Source organism: Paenibacillus sedimenti (assembly GCF_014534655.1).
Classification (GTDB): domain Bacteria; phylum Bacillota; class Bacilli; order Paenibacillales; family NBRC-103111; genus Paenibacillus_E; species Paenibacillus_E sedimenti.
Genome location: NZ_JACVVD010000002.1, coordinates 352,544 through 372,329, shown reverse-complemented (window position 1 = coordinate 372,329; position 19,786 = coordinate 352,544). Strand labels below are relative to the sequence as shown.

Annotated in this window: 18 protein-coding genes and 4 tRNA genes; 8 read left to right on the top strand and 14 right to left on the bottom strand. The window is 46.3% G+C overall.

Annotated features, from left to right (window positions below; genetic code table 11):
* Positions 1-26: 26 nt before the first annotated feature.
* The 3 genes from ICC18_RS06340 to ICC18_RS06330 form a co-directional block, all read right to left on the bottom strand.
* The gene (locus ICC18_RS06340; protein ID WP_188173522.1) at positions 27-1,964 is read right to left on the bottom strand and encodes an asparagine synthase-related protein; all 1,938 of its coding nucleotides are present in this window, start codon (positions 1,962-1,964) and stop codon (positions 27-29) included.
* Positions 1,965-2,305: 341 nt separating this feature from the next.
* Positions 2,306-2,707 carry a phage holin family protein gene (locus tag ICC18_RS06335; protein WP_188173521.1) on the bottom strand — a complete coding sequence of 134 codons (402 nt, stop codon included), beginning with the start codon at positions 2,705-2,707 and terminating at the stop codon, positions 2,306-2,308.
* 345 nt (positions 2,708-3,052) lie between these two features.
* Positions 3,053-3,499 (bottom strand): ArpU family phage packaging/lysis transcriptional regulator, encoded by a 447-nt coding sequence (locus ICC18_RS06330; protein ID WP_188173520.1) that lies wholly within the window; start codon positions 3,497-3,499, stop codon positions 3,053-3,055.
* 160 nt (positions 3,500-3,659) lie between these two features.
* Here ICC18_RS06330 and ICC18_RS06325 point away from each other — a divergent pair, with 160 nt between their 5' ends.
* From ICC18_RS06325 to ICC18_RS06315, 3 genes are all read left to right on the top strand, one after another.
* Positions 3,660-4,064, top strand: a complete 405-nt coding sequence (locus ICC18_RS06325; protein WP_188173519.1) for a helix-turn-helix domain-containing protein — start codon at positions 3,660-3,662, stop codon at positions 4,062-4,064.
* 72 nt (positions 4,065-4,136) lie between these two features.
* Positions 4,137-4,769 (top strand): ImmA/IrrE family metallo-endopeptidase, encoded by a 633-nt coding sequence (locus ICC18_RS06320; protein WP_188173518.1) that lies wholly within the window; start codon positions 4,137-4,139, stop codon positions 4,767-4,769.
* Entirely contained in the window at positions 4,744-5,127 is a 384-nt protein-coding gene (locus ICC18_RS06315) for a hypothetical protein (protein WP_188173517.1), read from the top strand. The genes ICC18_RS06320 and ICC18_RS06315 overlap by 26 nt, the downstream gene beginning before the upstream one ends.
* Before the next feature lie 37 nt (positions 5,128-5,164).
* On the opposite strand, the gene ICC18_RS06310 is transcribed toward ICC18_RS06315, so the two are convergent.
* Positions 5,165-5,503: a response regulator transcription factor gene (locus ICC18_RS06310; RefSeq protein ID WP_188173516.1), complete on the bottom strand. Its 339-nt coding sequence runs from the start codon at positions 5,501-5,503 to the stop codon at positions 5,165-5,167.
* 247 nt (positions 5,504-5,750) lie between these two features.
* Here ICC18_RS06310 and ICC18_RS06305 point away from each other — a divergent pair, with 247 nt between their 5' ends.
* Complete coding sequence (locus tag ICC18_RS06305; RefSeq protein ID WP_223192367.1) at positions 5,751-6,416, top strand: transporter; 666 nt, start codon at positions 5,751-5,753, stop codon at positions 6,414-6,416.
* A 93-nt stretch (positions 6,417-6,509) separates the two neighbouring features.
* Here ICC18_RS06305 and ICC18_RS06300 read toward each other — a convergent pair.
* The 6 genes from ICC18_RS06300 to ICC18_RS06275 all read right to left on the bottom strand — a co-directional run bounded on the left by ICC18_RS06300 (position 6,510) and on the right by ICC18_RS06275 (position 9,416).
* Positions 6,510-6,591 (bottom strand) — tRNA-Leu (locus ICC18_RS06300).
* Between the two features lie 39 nt (positions 6,592-6,630).
* Positions 6,631-6,705: transfer RNA gene (locus ICC18_RS06295), tRNA-Glu, on the bottom strand.
* Between the two features lie 152 nt (positions 6,706-6,857).
* Positions 6,858-8,600, bottom strand: coding sequence for a methyl-accepting chemotaxis protein (locus tag ICC18_RS06290; protein ID WP_188173515.1), 1,743 nt, complete (start codon positions 8,598-8,600; stop codon positions 6,858-6,860).
* A gap of 150 nt (positions 8,601-8,750) precedes the next feature.
* A tRNA-Ser gene (locus tag ICC18_RS06285) sits at positions 8,751-8,839 on the bottom strand.
* A gap of 8 nt (positions 8,840-8,847) precedes the next feature.
* Positions 8,848-8,923 (bottom strand) — tRNA-Asn (locus tag ICC18_RS06280).
* Positions 8,924-8,942: 19 nt separating this feature from the next.
* A complete protein-coding gene (locus tag ICC18_RS06275) occupies positions 8,943-9,416 on the bottom strand; it encodes a SprT family protein (RefSeq protein ID WP_188173514.1) in 474 nt (157 codons plus the stop codon).
* Positions 9,417-9,559: 143 nt separating this feature from the next.
* Here ICC18_RS06275 and ICC18_RS06270 point away from each other — a divergent pair, with 143 nt between their 5' ends.
* The 4 genes from ICC18_RS06270 (at position 9,560) to ICC18_RS06255 (ending at position 14,938) form a co-directional block, all read left to right on the top strand.
* A complete protein-coding gene (locus ICC18_RS06270; protein ID WP_188173513.1) occupies positions 9,560-9,913 on the top strand; it encodes a hydrolase/acyltransferase in 354 nt (117 codons plus the stop codon).
* A 100-nt stretch (positions 9,914-10,013) separates the two neighbouring features.
* On the top strand, positions 10,014-10,178 hold the full coding sequence (gene cmpA, locus ICC18_RS06265; RefSeq protein ID WP_188173512.1) for a cortex morphogenetic protein CmpA: 165 nt from the start codon (positions 10,014-10,016) through the stop codon (positions 10,176-10,178).
* Positions 10,179-10,605: 427 nt separating this feature from the next.
* Entirely contained in the window at positions 10,606-14,118 is a 3,513-nt protein-coding gene (locus tag ICC18_RS34465; protein WP_312029493.1) for an RCC1 domain-containing protein, read from the top strand.
* 163 nt (positions 14,119-14,281) lie between these two features.
* On the top strand, positions 14,282-14,938 hold the full coding sequence (locus ICC18_RS06255; RefSeq protein WP_188173511.1) for a hypothetical protein: 657 nt from the start codon (positions 14,282-14,284) through the stop codon (positions 14,936-14,938).
* 228 nt (positions 14,939-15,166) lie between these two features.
* Here ICC18_RS06255 and ICC18_RS06250 read toward each other — a convergent pair whose 3' ends face one another.
* The 4 genes from ICC18_RS06250 to alr form a co-directional block, all read right to left on the bottom strand.
* A complete protein-coding gene (locus tag ICC18_RS06250; RefSeq protein WP_188173967.1) occupies positions 15,167-17,368 on the bottom strand; it encodes a Tex family protein in 2,202 nt (733 codons plus the stop codon).
* Between the two features lie 205 nt (positions 17,369-17,573).
* Positions 17,574-17,924 (bottom strand): type II toxin-antitoxin system PemK/MazF family toxin, encoded by a 351-nt coding sequence (locus ICC18_RS06245; RefSeq protein ID WP_028553893.1) that lies wholly within the window; start codon positions 17,922-17,924, stop codon positions 17,574-17,576.
* Between the two features lie 3 nt (positions 17,925-17,927).
* Entirely contained in the window at positions 17,928-18,209 is a 282-nt protein-coding gene (locus ICC18_RS06240; RefSeq protein ID WP_282559198.1) for a CopG family ribbon-helix-helix protein, read from the bottom strand.
* Positions 18,210-18,422: 213 nt separating this feature from the next.
* Positions 18,423-19,616, bottom strand: a complete 1,194-nt coding sequence (alr, locus tag ICC18_RS06235) for an alanine racemase (RefSeq protein WP_188173510.1) — start codon at positions 19,614-19,616, stop codon at positions 18,423-18,425.
* Positions 19,617-19,786: the final 170 nt, after the last annotated feature.

The window sequence follows — 19,786 nt, the reverse complement described above, 5'->3', positions numbered from 1 at the left end:
TATCACCTCCTTTCAAGCGGGGGGCGTCATGAAATTTTTTGTAAAAATCGATATACAATCAAACTCTGCATGATCAATCTCACATCCGGATCATAGGCAAGTTCAGGCTTCGGTGAATCTCCGATTTTCGCAAGCGATGCTTGAATCTGCTTCACATTCAGCAGCTGCGAGACGGCGGAATCACGGCATAGATGCTTCACTTCTTCGGTAACCAGGCGCCATATTGGAAGCATGCGGTGTATCCAATCCGCACCTTGCACACCGCGAACGCGCTGGTTTAAACGAACCTTATCAGGCAAATACCCTGCCGTCGACCTTCGAATCAGCGAACGGTCTCTGCCATTTTGGACAAACTGTTCGACCGGTACAGATAAACAGAATCGAATCACTCTCGGATCGCTGGTCGGATCTCTTTCACAGACACTGTAGCGTAAAGATAATTTCGTGGTCGATGTTCCTTGATGATTCGATATGGCTAAATGATTAAACTGATATTCCCTTGCTGCGAATTCGTCCATCGTCGACTCGGTCAGTCCGACGTCATGGTTGGTTAGCTTTTCAATGACGCCTGTTCGTGCGGCCAAGTCTGGATGAATTAAAAGCGGTTTATTCGGCTCTCTCTTGGAAAAAGGCATTCGCGTCAAAAAAGGAAACGCTTGCTTGCCGATGAAGGGCAATAACCGGGACCTCCCGATATTTCCAATCTTTCCATAGAGCTTGATTTCGCGATAAAATCGGACCCAACGCAGGTTCCTTAAGAGCCGAGCATAATAATCGATAGCCGGTCCCCATGAGATTGTGTAATTGCCTCTTGCTCCATTCAACAACACACCGACATCATCCCGCTGGGCTTGTTCGAGCATACCTTTTAGCCAAAACGAATTCTCAAAAAACTTATAAGGCGCTTCCATAAGATCGATAAGGTCATCAATTTCGCTAAAAGAATTTTGTTCCGAAAAACCCATATAGCTATGCGTTAAATTTCCTACATGCTCAACCGTAGCCCGTATGTATGAACTTTCATCGGCAAGCATGCTTTTCGAGGTCCAATCGACAAAATCAGACGGGGGGACGTAACTGTAAGCGTGCAATGTTTTTCCTGCCTTGTGCAAAGGGTTTACAGCAAAGCTGACGACTGCACCTGAATCTAATCCTCCGCTTAAGCTTGCGCCTACCTGACGGAATGTCCGGGACTTAGATGTAATCGCTTCCAAGAAAACTTGGCGAAATGCCTCCTCATATTCGGCGTTTGATCTAAATTTAATCTTCTTATCAGGCACTGTGAAAGTTCCATACTGCTCCAATGTTAGTTTGCCGTTTGCAACTTGAAAGGTATGTGCAGGAGGAATCTGATCAATTGAGCTGTATAAAGTTGAGCGAACATCGATCGAATCCAAAATGTAAGGGATTGCAAGAAATTCTGCGATCCACGATTCATTGAGCCCTTTATTGACTCCAGGTAAAGTGAATAGCGGGTTTATCACTGTACAGAATACAAACTGCCGCGCATCATGGCGATAATATAGAGTTCGATTGCCTAATAAATCGCGCGCTCCAAAAAGATGCTGCCTCTTCTCATCCCAGATGACAAATGCGTAATCGCCGATTAAGTATTGCGGCGCTTCCTTCCCCCACTTCAGGTAGGCTAATAAAATGAGCTCACTATCCGCCATCTGTTCCCGCCGGGATTTCGCAACCTGAAGCCTGTTAAATAATTCACCCCTATTATCAATGATCGCATCTGCCGTAATAGCCAGCTTGCTTTGTTCATCATAATAAGGGAGCCGTTCGTGAATCGATTCAGGAGTAATCCATTGAGCGTGACAACCCAAAAACACAGAGCCGTCATACCAGGTTCTTACATCATCAGCAGGGTATTTTTGCAAACCTTGCATCATATTCCTGGCAGCTTCGATGGAAACAGGCTCTCCATAATAGTTAAGAACACCGGCTATAGCGCTCATGGTTGCCTCCAGTTTCTGCGGCTTGTAGTTCAAATGTACTATTGGTTATATTATATCACACCTGATACGTTTTGTATCTATCTTAGCGAATTTTATTTCTTATTTCTTATATTTGAGCCCTCAATTAGTCTTTGATACCTGTAAGTAGTGTCAAATATATAGGTCAAACGAATCACTCGGAGTGCGTTTACTATAGTTACAAAATGTATCTTTTTCTCTTATATGAATTCGGTCTCTATGTACGTTTTTAGTCGGTACATGGTTGTCCGGAAAACTTTTCTGAGCTCGTTAGCCAGAAGGTGAAATTCCGCTTTGGAATAATTCGATCGATGAAAGTGCCTCTATCTATGATCTTCCCCCTTTCTTCTTAGCACTTGAATGATTTGTTTCACTTGACTCGGCAGCGGCAGCCCCATTCTTCCGTAATTTTCAGTAATGGAGATAAACTCATTGGCAAGGTAAAAATAAATCGCGCCGGTCATCATGAGTTCCGTGCCAAGAAAAAGATCGACGCGGTGCGCAAGCATAATGACGAGCAGCATAAGCCCTTTACGCAAAAGACCCCAAAGGCTGACTTGGCTATTTAGGTCTTTATGCTCTTTAACGGACGCGGCGATGCCGGTGAAGTAATCAACAGCAATGGCCAAAAGAAAAAGGCTCATCAATTCATTCCATCCGCCAAAGGCATACGTCAGAAGCGTTCCGAGAGACGCTGTGAGAAAGTTGAAGCCAATTTGGATCATAGTTATTGCTCCTTTCGGTTTGGGAGTAGAAAACCCAGCTTGGAGATTGGTCTCCTGCTGGTTTTTCATGCTGTTTTGAAATTCGAAACATTTTTTCCGTAAAAAGTTTTACCCTCTTTCACAAATCAACCTGCTGCAAAACCGTTTCACTCCTTCCCACCGCCCCCATACATCCTTTGCATAGCGAAGGCTGTATCGCTTGGGACTTGCTTTCCTCTTTCTCGTTCACCTTGATCACCTCCCTCAATTGTCTACATTACAAGCTTATCACGCTAATAACCAAACGAATTGCCAACAAACGGCCAACTCCCGGTCTCCTATACGCTGAGGGCCAATAATCGTGTTTTATGAACGCATCACCTCAAGCCCGAGCATGTAAGCAAGCTTCGCTATCGCCTTCGCTTTGACCCTGCGATAAGTTCTCTCACTCAGATTCAGCTCGTAACACAGCATACCATCAGGCTCTTTATTCCGCTTCAAATAACGCCTCCGAATTATTTCCTGTTCATCTTCATCCAGGCACCCGATGGCCTCTTTAACCTCCTTACAAAGCTTGTTAAGCCGCTCTTCCGTATCCACGTTATAGATTGCTGATCGCTCCGTCACCTTGTTAAGCAGATTCGTCGCTCCATGATAGCGGGGGTCATAGCTCGATATTACCTTAGTTTGTCTACGTACCAAGCCGATTTGTCCATATATGCGCACCGTCTCGAGCATCCCTTCGATTTTTTTGCGTGTAGCTTTACGATCTATCTGTTCATTCTCAAAAAGTTGAACGATTTCCATCTTCATTGGATCATCTCCTAATATATTGTTTTGTAATTCTAAACAAAGCATACTTCAAATCGTTTATAAACTCAACACAAAAGTTTTGATTATCTAAACATTTTTCACTTAAACCCCTTGTTTTTCTGCCCCATCTACATTTACAATAGAAATAGGTGATGTATCGATGAAAGATATGGTGCAATTCGGCAATCGAATCCGGCGTCTGCGGCAGCAGCATAATTTCTCACTCAGAGAGTTGGGAGAACGATCCGGTGTTAGTTATTCATTCATTAACTCCATAGAAAATAACCGCTTTAGTCCTTCCAGAGAAACGGTTATTGCCTTAGCTGACGCCCTTAGCGCCGTAGACAAAGATGAGCTTCTTTTACTTGCCGGCTTTGCGCCTACCGAAAGCGATGCACTTGAATCCCAAACCGGGGTCGAGGCTCTGGAAGTCGATGATCCGGAGGTCAGCCTTTTTTTCAAAGATTTCAAAAACGCCCCCAAGGAGCGGCGCGATGAAATGCTGCGCTTTTGGAATTTTATTAAGGATCAGCAGCAAACTCGCAAACCGGACAGTCAACAATAGCTGCTAACAAGCCCTATGGGGCTTTTCTTTAACTCCAATAAACGAACATACATTCCCATGAGGAGGTATTCCATGTTTACTCACTACCAAACCACGCCTCTGGAGCAATGGATTGAAGCTCTGTACAGCCAGCACGGGATTACTGCTCCAAACCAGCTACAAATTATGAATGTGGCGGCAAAGCTCAACATCTGGACTTATTTTTTCGATATGAATAGCATGGCTATTGAAAAAAACGGACTTTTCAGCATTAATATCGATCGCCGTCTATCTGCCAAGGAGCAGTGGGAGGATTTCCTGCACGAGCTCTGTCATGTATTGCGGCACTCCGGCAATCAAATGACAATGCCGGAGCATTATGTGGATTGGCAGGAGCAGGATGCAACTAACTTCCAGCTGTATGCCGCACTCCCGATTTCCATGATCAAGCAAATCCCGCTTCCGGAGCGAAAAAGCGAAATTATGGAGTTGCTTTCCGAGGAGTTTAACGTAACTTATCGACTTGCAGCCGCAAGATTGGAGCAAATTCAGCGACGAATTCTGCAGGGAATCGTGGACCATGAATTTCATTTGCATACCCAAAGCCATAACTCTACCTATAATCCTGCTAATTGGTCGGTTGCCACCAAAAGCATGATGGACAAGCTTGAGCAGTTGAAACGAAAAGGAGTGTCCGCAGATGGCCAAGCTCACCATCCTTTATGATTTCCATGAAGAGGGATTGCGGCCATTCGTCATGTCGATCCGTTTTGGACCGGGAGAACTCGATTGGAGCAAGTCGGTCCTGTATGTACCGCTTAGCGCACCTTTTCAAAAACTGCAGGCTGAAGAGATTGATGAAACGGAAGCCGGTATCAGCGTATTGCTTGAGGATCTTACTGTAAATCCACAGCGTCCGCATTGTTTTGGCATTAGTCTGAACACAATCAAACATCGACATACAGCTCTGGCAAGCAATATCAAGTGTATCGGGCAATTATGGGTTCGTATGAATGACATCGAGGATATTATGCAGATGGATATGCGCGCTTTTTTCAGCTGGAATTTCACAAATACAAAATAAAGAGAAGCACTTCTTCTACAGAAGCCTTCTCTTTTTTCTATCTGATTCCTATTGACGTTACCCGATTGGATTCATTCGTCATGCTCGAGACCATGAATGCTTGCTGCAAGAGCAGCGCCAGCAATCTGCGCATCGAGCTGATCCCGATTTTACTCATGATGTTAGCCAAATGAATCTTCACCGTTTTCTCACTAATGTAACAATATTCCGCAAGCTCTCGATTCGTATACCCGTAAGTAGCAATTAACGCAAGAATTTCGGATTCACGCTGTGTAAGACCATAATTGGAAAAAAACTGATCCAACACCATATTCGGTTCCTGAATTGATTGGTTATGACTATAACCAGCCTCATTCATCATTGTACGATTATTCATGCGATTTCTTCCTTTATATGAATATGCCGTTCATTTGAAAATATAACCAATTTCAATTATATACGACAAATTTTCACACAACCATGGGAATACAATCCTGAATATCACCCCAAATAATGGGAAAATAAGCCTATTTACATCATTTAGCCCTAATTTTCTAAGAATTCCACTTTATCGTGACATCCGTCTACCCTCCTGCATATAGTAAATCGAAAAATATCCGCTTATACCCAAGGAGGAACAACGAATGTCTACGAAAAAAACGCAAGAAGTCCGCGATATTCATAACGCCGAAAATCAACACGATGAAACTCTCTCGGCTTTACCTGCTTCTTATCCAACACCAAATCCTCAGCCGATGCCTTATCCAACGGCTTATACGCCTTATCCTCCTCAAGCAATGGCGTGGGTACCCGCTTACGATCCACGCAGCTTTGGGGGAGGATTTCCCGGCGGCGGCGGATTTCCCGGATTACCTGGATCCGGCATGACTCCAGGGTTTCCGTTCCCGGGGTTCCCTCAGCCCGGAGGACAACAACCGGGATTCCCGCAGCCTGGGCTTCCACAGCCTGGATACCCGCAACCTGGGTTCCCTCAGCCTGGCTTTCCACAACCTGGGGTCCCTTTTCCAGGCGGCCCTCACCCGGGTGGCATGCAGCCGCCAACTGCTCCACCGCCAGCCTATACGCCGCAGAAGCCTCTTAAGGCTGCTGGTTCCCTTTACGCAGTAGATCCGGGCGGTATCTCGCGCTGCTTGTTCAACTTCACTTATATCTGGCTTAGTAATGGCCAGCAATTCTGGTATTTCCCAATTTTTGTAGGTCGCAACTCTGTCGCCGGCTTCCGCTGGACTGGATTTTCTTGGATGTATTTCGGGGTTGATTTGCGGTTTATTGATGCTTTTACTTGTTAATAAACTCAAAGGGCAAGCAGAATGTTATGGAAGTGTAAATTATGAGACAAAAAGCAAAAGAACCTTGATTGTTCAAGGTTCTTTTGCTTGGGATGCGGTCGGAGGGATTTGAACCCTCACGCCTTGTGAGCGCCACCCCCTCAAGATGGTGTGTCTGCCGTTCCACCACGACCGCGCATATGTGGGAAGAATACTCTTCCTAAAGTTATTGAAATGGTGACCCGTAGGGGATTCGAACCCCTGTTACCTCCGTGAAAGGGAGGTGTCTTAACCCCTTGACCAACGGGCCTTGAACGCCTTCGAACCATGCAGCCCGTTTTTGACGACAAGTGTTATTATAACGGATAATTCGAAGGATGACAAGCATAAATTATGAAACTTAATCTGAAAAAAAGTCCACAGGAAGCGAAACATTTCCTATGGACTTTTCATGTTTATTACCTATTGGATTTTGAAAAAAGCCACGGATTCATTCAACGTATTCACCACGGATTTCAGCTGCTCAGAAGCTGCAGCAATATTCTGCATCATCGCCAACTGCTCCTCCGTCGCCGCGGCCACACCTTGTGATTTTATTAGAATTTGTTCTGCAGTGTTCGAAGAATGCTCCATTGTCGCTGAAATTTCCTGCGAGCTTGCCGACATTTGCTCCGTAATTGCTGATGTCTCATGAATTTGTGAAACAATTTGTTGGACAGACTGCATAATCGTATGAAAGCTTCGGTTGACTTCCTGCATCATGTTCGATCCCGTACTTGCTTCTTGCTTGGTTGAATTCATGGAATCCGAAACGCTTGTAATCTCTACACGGGTTTCATTAATCAGATGGTTTATCCCCTCTGCCGACTCAATGGACTGACTGGCTAGTTTACGGATTTCATTCGCTACGACACTAAAGCCTTTACCATGTTCACCGGCCCTCGCTGCTTCAATTGAAGCGTTGAGCGACAAGAGATTGGTCTGATTAGCGAAATTCGTAATGCTCGATGCGATTTGCCCGATTTCATCCGATTTGCGCGTCAAGGATTGTACAGTTACTGACAATTGATCTACCGATTTTAATATACTAACCATTTGCTGCTGGAGTCTGGTCAAGAGATCGTTACCAAGCTCAGCATGGCTGGAAGTCAGGGAGGAATGCTCTGCCATCACGGTCGAATTTTCGGCTACCCGTTGAATGCCGATCGCCATTTCTTCAATCGCTCTGCTTGTCTCCATGCTGCTTCTCGTTTGGTGCTCTACATCCTGTGTCACTTCCTGAATGTTGGAAGCCACATGCTCCGCAGCAGTTGCCGATTCTCTAGAGCTATCGTTCAATTCCAAAGAAGCCGAATGTACGAATTGCGTATTATGAGCAATCACCCCAATGAGCTCTTTAATTTTCAGCACCATTGTATCTACGGATTCTGTGATTTGTCCCAGCTCGTCTCGGGAATACTTCATCGACGGCTCGTGGCGAAGATCACCAGCAGCTACTTTCCCTGTAACCTCAACAATCCTGCGTACCGTCCTCATAATCTTACTAATAACAAACCAACCCGCTGTGAGCAATGCCAAAATGATAATTGTCAGGCTGATATAGACCGACCATTTGGTCTTATTGTTCTGAGCCTGAATCTCTTCTATGCTGGTTTTGGCATACGTATCGAGAATCTCTCCAACTTGATTCATACCCTCTCGACCTTTTTCGAACGTACCCATCAGCTTGGCATCATCCACAACACCCTTGCCTGTTTTTGACGATTCCACGACTTGCGTCGCCTCTTTGGCCCATTGATTGAACAGGGTATGGAAACTGTTGAAATTTTGCTCGATCGTCAGCTTTGATTCCCCATGTGCAGTTGTAAGCAAATTCTTTTCACTTAAGATACTTGTCGCTTTGTTAACTCGGTCATTCGCCTGTTTAATATTATCTTGAAATGATTTCAACTGCTTGGCCTTATCTTCTGTGCTCAGTGTACCCGAAACAAGCAGCTGATATGCTGTTAAAGCTTGGTACATATCACGATCCGCATTCAAAATAATCGACGTACTTTTATTCGTAGTTTCATAAAGCGAAGACTTGAGCTTGCTAGCATTTGAAACATTCAGCTGCAACAGAAACACACTCGTCCCCGCATACAACAAGGAAGGAACCAATAACAATAGAAGAAGTCTCACTCGTATTGAAAATAGTTTTGTCATCGTCTCTAACCCCCGTTTGTCTGGATATCTGTCTATCTTACCTTAAATAGATTTAGACGGTGTTAGAAAACTGTTAGATGTTCATCATAGATGAAGCAAAAATAAAAATAAGTCCGACGGTATTAGCACCATCGGACTTATTATGATATACGGAGAGAGAGGGATTCGAACCCTCGCACCGCTTACGCAGTCTAACCCCTTAGCAGAGGGTCCCCTTATAGCCACTTGGGTATCTCTCCAAATGATATGGCTCCCCGAACAGGACTCGAACCTGTGACAACTCGATTAACAGTCGAGTGCTCTACCAACTGAGCTATCAGGGAATGAAGTATTTTTATTTTATTATGAAGGGGTTTGTAAGTCAAGTGTGAACGATTTCAATTTCCCCCTGCATTTTCCGCAAGCATATTTGCGCACATCCATCTTACGTTTACGAAAATATTCGGTCTTACAGTTCACGCATTCCAGCCTATACTTATAAGACTGTTTCTTCGATGGCCGCGGCAGCGAACGACAGAATCGGGTACCCCCGACTTGTGCAAGCAGCGTTTTGAAATCATGATCCCGATGCTGGTACCCTCTTTTAAGCAAATGCAGGTGATAATGACACAGTTCATGCTTAATGATTTTCTCAATCTCATCGTGGCCGAACGACTCCCATTGCACCCAACTGATCTCAATATCATGGGATTTAGTGAAGTAACGCCCCCCTGTCGACCTCAATCTTCGATTAAATCGCGCTTGATGTACAAAAGGTCTGCCAAACGATGCTAAAGAGATCTGCTCTACCCATTGTTGCAGCTCCCGATCATCCATAAACAATCCCCCAAAAGTGAAGAAATCCTTCGAAGCTAAATCCTTTGCCAAGTTCTCACTTGAATTTGTACCGTATGTGCAGCTATACTGTCAAGTAGAAAAGAAGAACGAAAGCTTTCCAGAGAGGGGATTTAACGACTATTATGCCACAAATGCGATATGCCATTCTTAAACTCGAACAGCAACTGGAATTTGTAGAAATGCCTACCTCATATATGTACCAATTGACAGCACTCAATCAACGTCTGCATAAAGAAGTAGATAAACTTACGGCTGATGATGTGCCTCAGCTTCCGCGTGTGATTGCCGAGTGCGATAATTTGGAATTGATCGGCACGGGGAATGAGCTCATTCATGGGTTGGATTATATCAACCGGCTTGAGCAAACATTTGCTGGGATTCAAGAAAAGAGCTACCCGCTCATCTCCCTGCTGACTGAAATTCGCGCACTGCAAGCTCAGCTCGAACAATGGTATGAAGAAGAGCTTGAAGCGTAATAACGGAGTAACGAAACACAAAAGCCATAAGTTCGGACTTGCACCCTCAACGCCTATTCCTCATATGCTGTAAGTACATAGCGAGGAAGGGGATGGGCACATGCCGCAATGGCTTTGTAATCAATTAATGCGGGCCTTCCAGAACAAAAACCGCAGACAAATTCGATTATTGAATGATAGCTGGTTCTTTTACCGTACCCGCCGCTCACAAGAGGAGTGGCCTGATACCCAATCGACCGACGGACCGGGCAAGCGTAAATATTAATCAGTAAAGCTGGAACCTTTTTTTGGTGAGAAGGGATCCAGTTTTTTTCTTTCATTTTTTTTAAAAAATGTGAAAAATACTACTGTTTTTTTATTTTATTTCTGATACAATACGTATCAGTGAAGTGATTACACATTATCTCAAGGAGGAATCTGCTATAAGATAAATCAAGGATTTATTTTTTCTTCCATTGATTTTCCTCATCTTTACTTATCTTTCTTTAAAAACCACTGTTTCTCCTCAAGACTTACTTCAATAAAACCGTATCGAACCTCCATTTTTTTCCTTCTTACCATTCCTTTTTTTGAGTATCCATGCATTGCTTTTGTTTTAACGTGCTTTTTCGCCTTTGTACGATCCCTTATTTTCGTGTTGTCTTTTTAACCCATATTTTAATCAATCATTATGAATTGGAGATGAATCTTTAGTGAAAATCAGAAAAAAAAGCCTTCTTTTCGCATGCTCATTTTTAGTAGCAGCACAATCCCTTGGCCTTGGAGGTACGGCTCTAGCCGAGTCTGTAGAAAAAGTCGACGATAGTCAAGTCATCGAGCAGCCTGCAAGCCCAGCACCTTCCATAACTACTGTTACTGCTGCCACTTACGGTTTGGACACGATCGCTCCTACTGCTCCATCCGGACTGACTACAACAGGAACCACCGCTTCGACCATATCGCTTGCCTGGTCTGCTTCTCAGGATAATGTCGGCGTGACTGAGTATGAAATTTTTAGTAACGGAAGTCAAGTTGGCAGCAGCAAAGAGACTGCCTACACAGTTTCCGACTTATCTCCCAACAAAAGCTATACATTTACGGTAAGGGCGAAGGATGCCGCCGGTAACACATCCGAACAGAGCAAATCTTTAACCGCAACGACAACCCCTGTTGTAGCATTGCTTGCTGCAAATCAGTTTGTTTTCGAACACGAGAGTCTTACTAGAACCGGCACAGATGCTATCACCGTTGTTTCGGATACTGCAGCTAGCGGCGGGAAGATATTGAGCTTTAATTCCAATGCAGTCGGTGACTACATCGAATTCGACGTAAATATCACAGAGGCCGGCACGTATTCCATTGCAACTGCTGTCAAGTTCTACAGCAGCCGGGGTACCGCTCAATTGAGCATTGACGGTGTCGCACAAGGCACTCCAATCGATCTATACAAAGCAGCAGCCTCTTACGGGGATTTATCCAACGGTAATGTAACGATTAATACGCCAGGCATCAAAAAATTCCGCTATACCGTAACAGGTAAAAATGCAGCAAGTCCAGGGTATTCCTTGGCACTTGACGCTATCAAGCTGGTCAAACAAACAGCCTCAGATACAGTTGCTCCAACTGCTCCTAGCGGTTTGACCTCACCAGGGAAAACAGACACAAGTGTGTCGCTGTCTTGGACCGCTTCAACCGATAATGTTGGCGTTACCGGATACGACGTGTATAGCGGTACCACAGTAGTAGGTACTACTGCCGGTACTTCGTTTACGGCAACAGGATTGACACCGGCCACTGCCTATACCTTCACCGTTAAAGCAAAGGATGCGGCCGGCAACGTATCCGCGGCTAGCAACGCTGTTAGTGCAACGACGAATCCTGCTGTTTCCGGGCAGACTTTGTTTGAAATCGAGAGTCTTCCTCAAGCGGATTCGGGGGACGCTAGTGTCGTGAATTCAGATGCTGCAGCCAGTGGTGGACAATGGGAAAACTATAGTGCCAATGCAGCGGGCGACTACGTCGAGTATGCACTAAACGTACCAAAGTCTGGTTCTTATGAAGTCATCATCAAAGCTAAAAAAGGCACAGCTAACGGCACTGCTCAACTTTCCATCGATGGGAACAATCTTGGTTCGGCCATTGACTTTTACAAATCAGCCGCAGCTTTTGAGGATACTAGCAGAGGATTGATTAACTTCCCTAGTGCAGGATTCAAGATCGTTCGATTTACTGTAACAGGTAAAAATGCAGCAAGCACAGGTTATGCGCTTCCTTTGGACGCAATTAAACTTGTAGGTACGGCTGATACACAGGCGCCTACAGCTCCTTCAAACTTGGTTGTCACCGGTAAAACAGGCTCTTCTGTCTCGTTGTCCTGGTCGGCATCTACCGATAATGTGGGTGTAACAAACTATGAAATCTATAACGGGACTACTAAGGTTGCAACTTCACCGGCTTCAGCGGGCACATCTTATACAGTGAACGGATTAACTCCGAATACTTCCTATACTTTTACAGTAAAAGCCGTCGACGGTGCCGGAAACGTTTCTGCTGCAAGTAATGCACTCACAGTGTCCACTTCTTCTCAACTTGCCATTACATCGCTTCCTTTAACTTTAGGTGGGAATAATAGTTTATTTATCCGCAATGACGCCTCTCTATGGTCATGGGGATATAATGGTTATGGTCAACTTGGCAATGGAACCACCAATACTCAATATCAACCCATTCAAACGATTAATCTAACAGATGTTAAAACATCTGCCGGTGGAAGTAACCATACCCTTGCAATCAAAAACGATGGAAGCCTATATGCGTGGGGTTATAATGGCTACGGCCAGTTAGGCGACAATTCGACAACGTATCGTTATAGCCCAGTACTTGTATCTAGCCAAACCGGATTCACTTCAGTGGCCGCCGGTGAAAATCACAGTCTTGCCCTAAAAAATGACGGAACCGTATGGGCTTTTGGTAATAATGGCGAGGGTCAATTAGGTGACGGGACCAACACTACTCAGAAACTGCCTGTTCAGGTCTCCAACTTAAGCTCTGTTAAGGCTATTGCAGCCGGTAAAAATTTCTCTACGGCATTAAAAAGCGATGGAACTGTATGGACTTGGGGATCTAGCAACTACGGCGAACTTGGCAACGGTCAAACTACGAAAAGCAATGTCCCTGTACAAGTCGCATTCGGAGCCAATAATCCATTAACCGGTATCACAGCTATTGCTTCTGGGGATCATCACGTCCTCGCACTAAAAAGCGACGGCACTATATGGAGCTGGGGTTACAATGGCAACGGTGAGCTTGGCAACGGCTCAACACATAGTCAAACAACGCCAGTACAAATCCTTAATTTCGGATCTGTAAAAAGTATTGCAGCAGGCAGATATTTTAGCTTTGCAATCAAACAAGACGGTTCTCTCTGGGGATGGGGATATAACGGCTACGGCCAACTGGGTCTCGGTCATACTACGACTCGAACTGTTCCTGTGCAGCTTACAACTTTACCATCTGTTAGCGCGGTCACTGCAGGAGATAATCATACCATAGCTCTAGGCAACGACGGCATCTTGTACTCATGGGGACATAATAATCACGGTCAGCTAGGTAATGGCACGAATATGACTTACTCCCTGCCACAAAAAGTCATCGGCCCTAATGTGAACCCTGCGGATACTACAGCGCCGGCTACAGTAACAGATTTCCGAAGCTCTGCGACTTCCAACGCTCGCCAAGTTAGACTGGATTGGACGTTAACAACAGACGATGTGAGTGTCAGTAAATATGAAATTTATAACGGAAAAGTGCTTGTTGGCACTACCGACCCTTGGTACACAAACCATACAGTCAGTAACCTAGCCCTAAACACAACTTATAATTTCACCATTAAAGCCATAGATGCATCGGGTAACCGTTCTGTTGCAAGCACTGTAGTAACAGCAACGACATCCGATAAAGCACCTCCTACAACACCTAAAGATTTGGTCTTGCTCGGTGTTACGAATTCAACCATTACATTGACTTGGACTGGAAGTACGGATAATGACGTCGTGAAACAGTACAATGTTTATGCAGGCGCTACGAAACTAGGCAGTACGGCAAGCACCAGCCTTACTCTTACAGGATTAACGTCCAATACTTTATATAATCTCACGGTAAAGGCTGAAGATGATTCTGGTAATCAATCTGCAGCAAGCACAGTGCTGCCTGTTACAACAGAATAGTATTTCGACATATTTTGTAAAAATGGTATTGCATTATTCCCATACCGCCTCTATAATGTAAATAAATGTATAACGTTGTCGGAGTGAAGCACACCCCGTTTGCAGCTTGGTCTGCACCGGAGGTGTGCTTTTTTTCGTCCATTTATTTCTAGGAGGCTTATTTGTGGAGAAATTTAAGGGTAAAGATAGCGTTAACCGTCAATATGTGACTGTGACAGATGAAGGATTTATGCATAACCTCACGAAATCCGAAGCTCTTTTTTTGAAAACGATTTGGTGGCCTATCGCCGTACACGATGAAGAGATTTGGAAATCGGAGTATCCCATTGGCCAGGTTGGAAGCAGCCAGTCTGTTACAGGATTTTGGTTTACGCAAGATGGAGCCAGGCTTCTTATTGAAATTAGTGAACTTCGCTCTGAGCAACTGAGTTCACAAGAGCACTATGAATATATGCAACTGCAAAATGAACTCATGTTGGCAGGCTGGCACGTACTGAGATTGAATATCGTTCAATTAGAAAATGACCCCGCCGCATGTCAAAGACTGTTACGTCAAGCCCTTAACTTCGCACAAGAGCAGAGAGTATCGACGGTTTATCCTGCTCCCCAAGATTTGTGGAAGATCAGGAAGCAGCAAATCATCGAAATCGCAAAACGGCACAATGGAAAAATCAGGCCCAGGGAAGTAGCCGCTGAGTTTAATGTAAATATTCGCTCCGCTGCCGAGTGGCTTATGCAGTTTTCTATAGAGGGAATGTTTTCGTTCGTTAGCGGTCCTAAACTTGCTAAGTTTTATATACTGAACGAAAACGGGCATTAATTCCTAATTCTCACCCGTTGCTGCGCTTGTAATTCTTAAAGGAGGGATGTCTAAGTCTTATAGTAAATGACTTCAGAAAAGAGGGTGGGGCTCAACAAGAGGATACCAGACGATAAAGAAGAGGGTGAGGCCACAAAAATCAGCAGATCGTAAACTGAAAGAGGGTGAAAGAAGTCGATGATGAACAAAAGCCCGGTGATTATATCACTAGGCTTTTGTTCCTATACTTTATTGCGGTTTTTTCATTGTTAGGCTGACGCGGCCTTTTTTCAAGTCAACGCTCAGCACCCAGACTTTCACGATGTCTCCGACGGAAACTACATCCATCGGATGCTTAACGAAACCATTGCTCAATTGAGAGATGTGTACGAGCCCATCGTTCTTGATGCCGATATCGACGAAGGCGCCGAAGTCGATGACATTGCGCACCGTGCCGGTCAGTTCCATGCCCGGCGCAAGGTCCTCCAGCTGCAGCACGTCGGTGCGGAAGATCGGCGCGGGGACTTCGTCCCGCGGATCCCGCCCAGGCCGCTGCAGGCTGTCCAGGATGTCCCGCAGCGTCGGGACACCAACGCCCAGCTTCGGAGCCAGTTCCTCCGGCTCCAGGGTTTGCAGCAGCGATAGAAGCTGCTGCGATCCCAGCTGCGCCAGTTCCAGGCGCAGCTCCTTGAACAGCCGATCCACGACGTCGTAAGACTCCGGGTGGATCGGGGTGTTGTCGAGCGGATTGCGGCCGCCCGGAATCCGCATGAAGCCGACGCATTGCTCGAAGGTTTTCGCGCCGAGGCGCGGAACCTTCGACAACTCCTGTCGGCTGCTGAACTTGCCGTTCTCCTCGCGATACTTGACGATGTTTTTGGCCAGTGTCGCGTTCACGCCCGACACGTAAGACAAGAGCGACGGGGACGCAGTGTTCAGGTCCACGCCCACATGGTTGACGGCCGACTCTACGACGGCCTTCAGGTTCTCGTCGAGCCGCTTCTGTGAGACGTCGTGCTGGTACTGCCCGACGCCGATCGCCTTCGGCTCGATCTTCACGAGCTCCGCGAGCGGGTCCTGCAGCCTCCGCGCGATAGAGATCGCGCTGCGCTCAGCTACGTCGAGCTCCGGGAACTCCGTCTGCGCCAGCTTCGACGCGGAATAAACGCTCGCGCCCGCTTCGCTGACGATCAAGTACTTGAGCTTGTGCTCTTTGATCTCGCCAATCAGCTCCGCAACAAACTGCTCCGTTTCACGGGAAGCCGTCCCGTTGCCAATAACGATCAGCTCGACGCCGTACTTGCTGATCAATTGCTTGAACTTCGCCTTCGCTTCCGCGACCTTATTGTTCGGAGGGGTCGGGTAGGTGACGGCGATTTCAAGCATTTTACCGGTATCGTCGATGACGGCCAGCTTACAGCCTGTCCGGTAGGCCGGGTCGACACCGAGTACGACATGACCCTTGACTGGTGCTTGGAGCAGCAGATTACGCAGATTTTCCGCGAAAATCTTAATCGCTTGCTCCTCGCCCATCTCGGTCATCTCATTACGCACTTCACGCTCGATGGAAGGTGCAATCAATCTTTTATACGTATCCTCTACAATTGAGCGAAGCACATCTTGTACAACCGATTGCCCTTTGATAACTTGACGTGCGATATAGTCATGAATCTTATCGACCGGCGCTTCCAAGTTAACCTTCAGCACTTCCTCCCGTTCCCCGCGGTTAATCGCTAGAATCCGGTGCGGAGGCAGCTTCCTTACAGGCTCTTGGTACGCGTAGTACATTTCATATACGGACTCCTGCGACGCATCCTTAGCTTCCGTACGAAGGATACCTTGATCATGGGTATAACGGCGCACCCATGCCCTAATCTTAGCGTCATCAGCGATATTCTCCGCGATGATATCCATTGCGCCTTGGATCGCGTCTGCGGCACTGTTCACCTGCTTGTCCGCGTCTATGTAACGCGAAGCCTCCTGATCCAGCGAGCCTTGACGAGGCTGCTTCCAGATCCAATCCGCGAGCGGCTCAAGGCCTCTCTCTTTGGCCACGCTAGCTCTCGTCTTACGCTTCTGACGATAGGGTCTATACAGATCCTCAACCTCTTGCAGCTTACCGGCCGTCTCGATAGATTTGCGCAGCTCATCCGTCAGCTTGCCCTGCTCATCGATCAGGCGCACCACTTCGATCTTCCGATCCTCGAGGTTGCGCAAATACTGCAAGCGCTCCTCAATGTCGCGCAGCTGATTCTCATCCAGCTCGCCCGTCATCTCTTTCCGGTAACGTGCGATAAACGGAATCGTGTTGCCTTCATCCAGCAGCCCTACAGTCGTTTTCACCTTACCAGTAGGCAGCTGCAGCTCTGCCCCGATCTGCTTTAGAATACGCTCTTGAATTTCCGCTTTCTTCTCCTCAGAAAGCTGAACTTTCTCGCGGGAATCTTCCATTTCTGCTACTTTTCCACCCTGATCTGCTGAGGAATTCGAGGTCATACCGCCCTCCTCCTTAGTGTGGAACATTTTCTTTTTCAACCTATCCATCAAAGTCACAGTTCATTCCCCAATTCTCCGTTATGTATATGTTTCAATCCGGATAACCGAACAAACCAAAAAACGAGGGGTATCTCTCACCCTCGTCCGTTCCAGATCTTATTCAAAATTCTATCAGTCCCACGCTAATTTGCAAAGCGTCATCAACCTTACGCATCGTTTCTTCGTCCAAATGCGTAATTTTGTCCGTAAGCCGCTGCTTGTCGATCGTACGGATTTGTTCCAGCAGGATCACGGAATCCCGATCGAACCCATGCGTTTCTGCATCAATTTCGACGTGCGTGGGAAGCTTTGCCTTCTGGATTTGTGCGGTAATCGCTGCAACAATCACGGTGGGGCTAAAGCGGTTGCCGATATCATTTTGGATCACTAGAACAGGACGAACGCCTCCCTGCTCCGACCCGACCACCGGCGAAAGATCTGCGAAAAACACATCGCCACGTTTCACAATCACCTTCTACACCCCGCTTACTAAGCGATCAAGCGTATTGTCCGCTTCTTCCTCCGCTTGAAAAGCTTCAGATGCCATGCTGAGATTGATTTTCGCCATCTCCATATAGCCGCGCTGCATGGACTCGCGCAGGCTGCGCTTTTTGCGTTCAATCAAATAAAGCTTCATCGCCTGGCGGATAAACTCGCTGCGATTGGAGTTCTCCTTCTCGACAATGCCATCAACCTCTTGCAGCAGATTGTCAGGTAAGCTAATCATAATCCTTTTCGTGTTATGCGCATTACTCAAATTCTCGCACCCCCAGAAACGATACAAAGACAATATTACCAGTATGTCATCATGAAAACCAAATTATACAATAGATATATGCCTTGGGTATATCAATTATGTTACACAGCTGGATATCAGACTCTCAATACGTAGTATTCGATAACAGTTGCTGAAAATCCTCTCAAATTCCTTCAAAATTTACATGGTAATTTTATGAAGCCGCATGAAGAACTAGTACCGGTGCCGCATAAGCGGGTTAATGGCATCTTCACGTATCCCATTTCGGATATATACCTTTGCTACACGGTGCGATATCATGCAAGTAACCTCATAATTAATCGTACCCAGTAGCCTAGCTACATCCTCAACCGTAATACGTTCTCCATCTTGTTCCCCGATCAGCACAACCTCATCGCCAGCCTGCACGTCGGGCACTTCCGATACATTCGCCATGCACTGATCCATACAAATTCTGCCGACTATCGGCACCCTCTGTCCACGAATAAGAGCCTCTGCTTTCGTCGAAAGCATACGCGAAAAACCATCCGCATAACCGATCGGCAGCGTAGCAATCTTCTCCTCGGACTTCGTAAAGTAAATCGTCCCATAGCTGACTCCGGAGTTAGGAGGCAACGTTTTGAGATGTACAATCCCTGTTTTCAAACTCAGCACCGGCTTCAGCTCGATCTTTTGCTTATTAACCTCCTCAGAGGGGTACAGACCGTACATACTGATGCCAAGACGCACCATGGAGTAAGTCAAATTTGGCAGATCGATTGCTGCAGCGCTATTGCCTGCATGAATGTACGGGAATTTAATTTCCTTCCGTTTAAAATATTCCACGATCCGCTCGAATCTGCGGAATTGCTCAATCGTGTACGTTTTATCGATTTCATCCGCATTCGCATAATGCGTAAACAAGCCTTCTACCTCTACATTCGGCAATGCTAGAGCCTGCTCAATGAAAGGAATCGCGTCCTTCTCCGTATGCAGGCCTAGTCGTCCCATGCCTGTGTCCAGCTTCACGTGGATTTTGAGCTTCTTCTCTTGCTCTCGCCCTTTATGCTCCTCGACCTGCTTTCGCAGGGCATCCAGCACCTCGTGGCTATACACAGCTATAGTAACGTCCTTCTGGCGTGCCATTTCAATCCCTTCGGGTGGCGTATAGCCCAGAACCAAGATGGGAGCCGTAATGCCCGCATTACGCAGCTCCAGCGCTTCGTCAAAGAACGCAACGCCCAAATAGTCTACACCGGCAGCAATAGCCTCCTTGGAGACGCCTACGGCCCCATGTCCATAAGCATCGGCCTTAACGACCGCCATTGTCTTCATACCCTTTGGAAGCACCTTCTGAAATCCCTCTATGTTGCTGCGTAGCGCATCTAATGATATTTCAACCCACGTAGGTCTATAAAAAGCATCCATTGCCGTCCACCTCTATTTCCTAGTTGCCATTTTGCGCTGGCCTAGCAGAGCCAAATTGCAACCAAATGCAAAGGACAAGGGAAGACCTACTCTCGTGCGAGCAGGACTCCCCTTCCCTTTTTCCGAACCCGTTCGGACCCATATTCCCTATGTTAATCCCTATTGCGGAA

Excerpts from the sequence above, each read along its gene's own strand:
- ICC18_RS06340 (WP_188173522.1), bottom strand. The coding sequence starts at position 1,964 with ATGAGCGCTATAGCCGGTGTTCTTAACTATTATGGAGAGCCTGTTTCC.
- ICC18_RS06335 (WP_188173521.1), bottom strand. The coding sequence starts at position 2,707 with ATGATCCAAATTGGCTTCAACTTTCTCACAGCGTCTCTCGGAACGCTT.
- ICC18_RS06330 (WP_188173520.1), bottom strand. The coding sequence starts at position 3,499 with ATGAAGATGGAAATCGTTCAACTTTTTGAGAATGAACAGATAGATCGT.
- ICC18_RS06325 (WP_188173519.1), top strand. The coding sequence starts at position 3,660 with ATGAAAGATATGGTGCAATTCGGCAATCGAATCCGGCGTCTGCGGCAG.
- ICC18_RS06320 (WP_188173518.1), top strand. The coding sequence starts at position 4,137 with ATGTTTACTCACTACCAAACCACGCCTCTGGAGCAATGGATTGAAGCT.
- ICC18_RS06315 (WP_188173517.1), top strand. The coding sequence starts at position 4,744 with ATGGCCAAGCTCACCATCCTTTATGATTTCCATGAAGAGGGATTGCGG.
- ICC18_RS06310 (WP_188173516.1), bottom strand. The coding sequence starts at position 5,503 with ATGAATAATCGTACAATGATGAATGAGGCTGGTTATAGTCATAACCAA.
- ICC18_RS06305 (WP_223192367.1), top strand. The coding sequence starts at position 5,751 with ATGTCTACGAAAAAAACGCAAGAAGTCCGCGATATTCATAACGCCGAA.
- ICC18_RS06290 (WP_188173515.1), bottom strand. The coding sequence starts at position 8,600 with ATGACAAAACTATTTTCAATACGAGTGAGACTTCTTCTATTGTTATTG.
- ICC18_RS06275 (WP_188173514.1), bottom strand. The coding sequence starts at position 9,416 with ATGGATGATCGGGAGCTGCAACAATGGGTAGAGCAGATCTCTTTAGCA.
- ICC18_RS06270 (WP_188173513.1), top strand. The coding sequence starts at position 9,560 with ATGCCACAAATGCGATATGCCATTCTTAAACTCGAACAGCAACTGGAA.
- cmpA (WP_188173512.1), top strand. The coding sequence starts at position 10,014 with ATGCCGCAATGGCTTTGTAATCAATTAATGCGGGCCTTCCAGAACAAA.
- ICC18_RS06250 (WP_188173967.1), bottom strand. The coding sequence starts at position 17,368 with ATGGAAGATTCCCGCGAGAAAGTTCAGCTTTCTGAGGAGAAGAAAGCG.
- alr (WP_188173510.1), bottom strand. The coding sequence starts at position 19,616 with ATGGATGCTTTTTATAGACCTACGTGGGTTGAAATATCATTAGATGCG.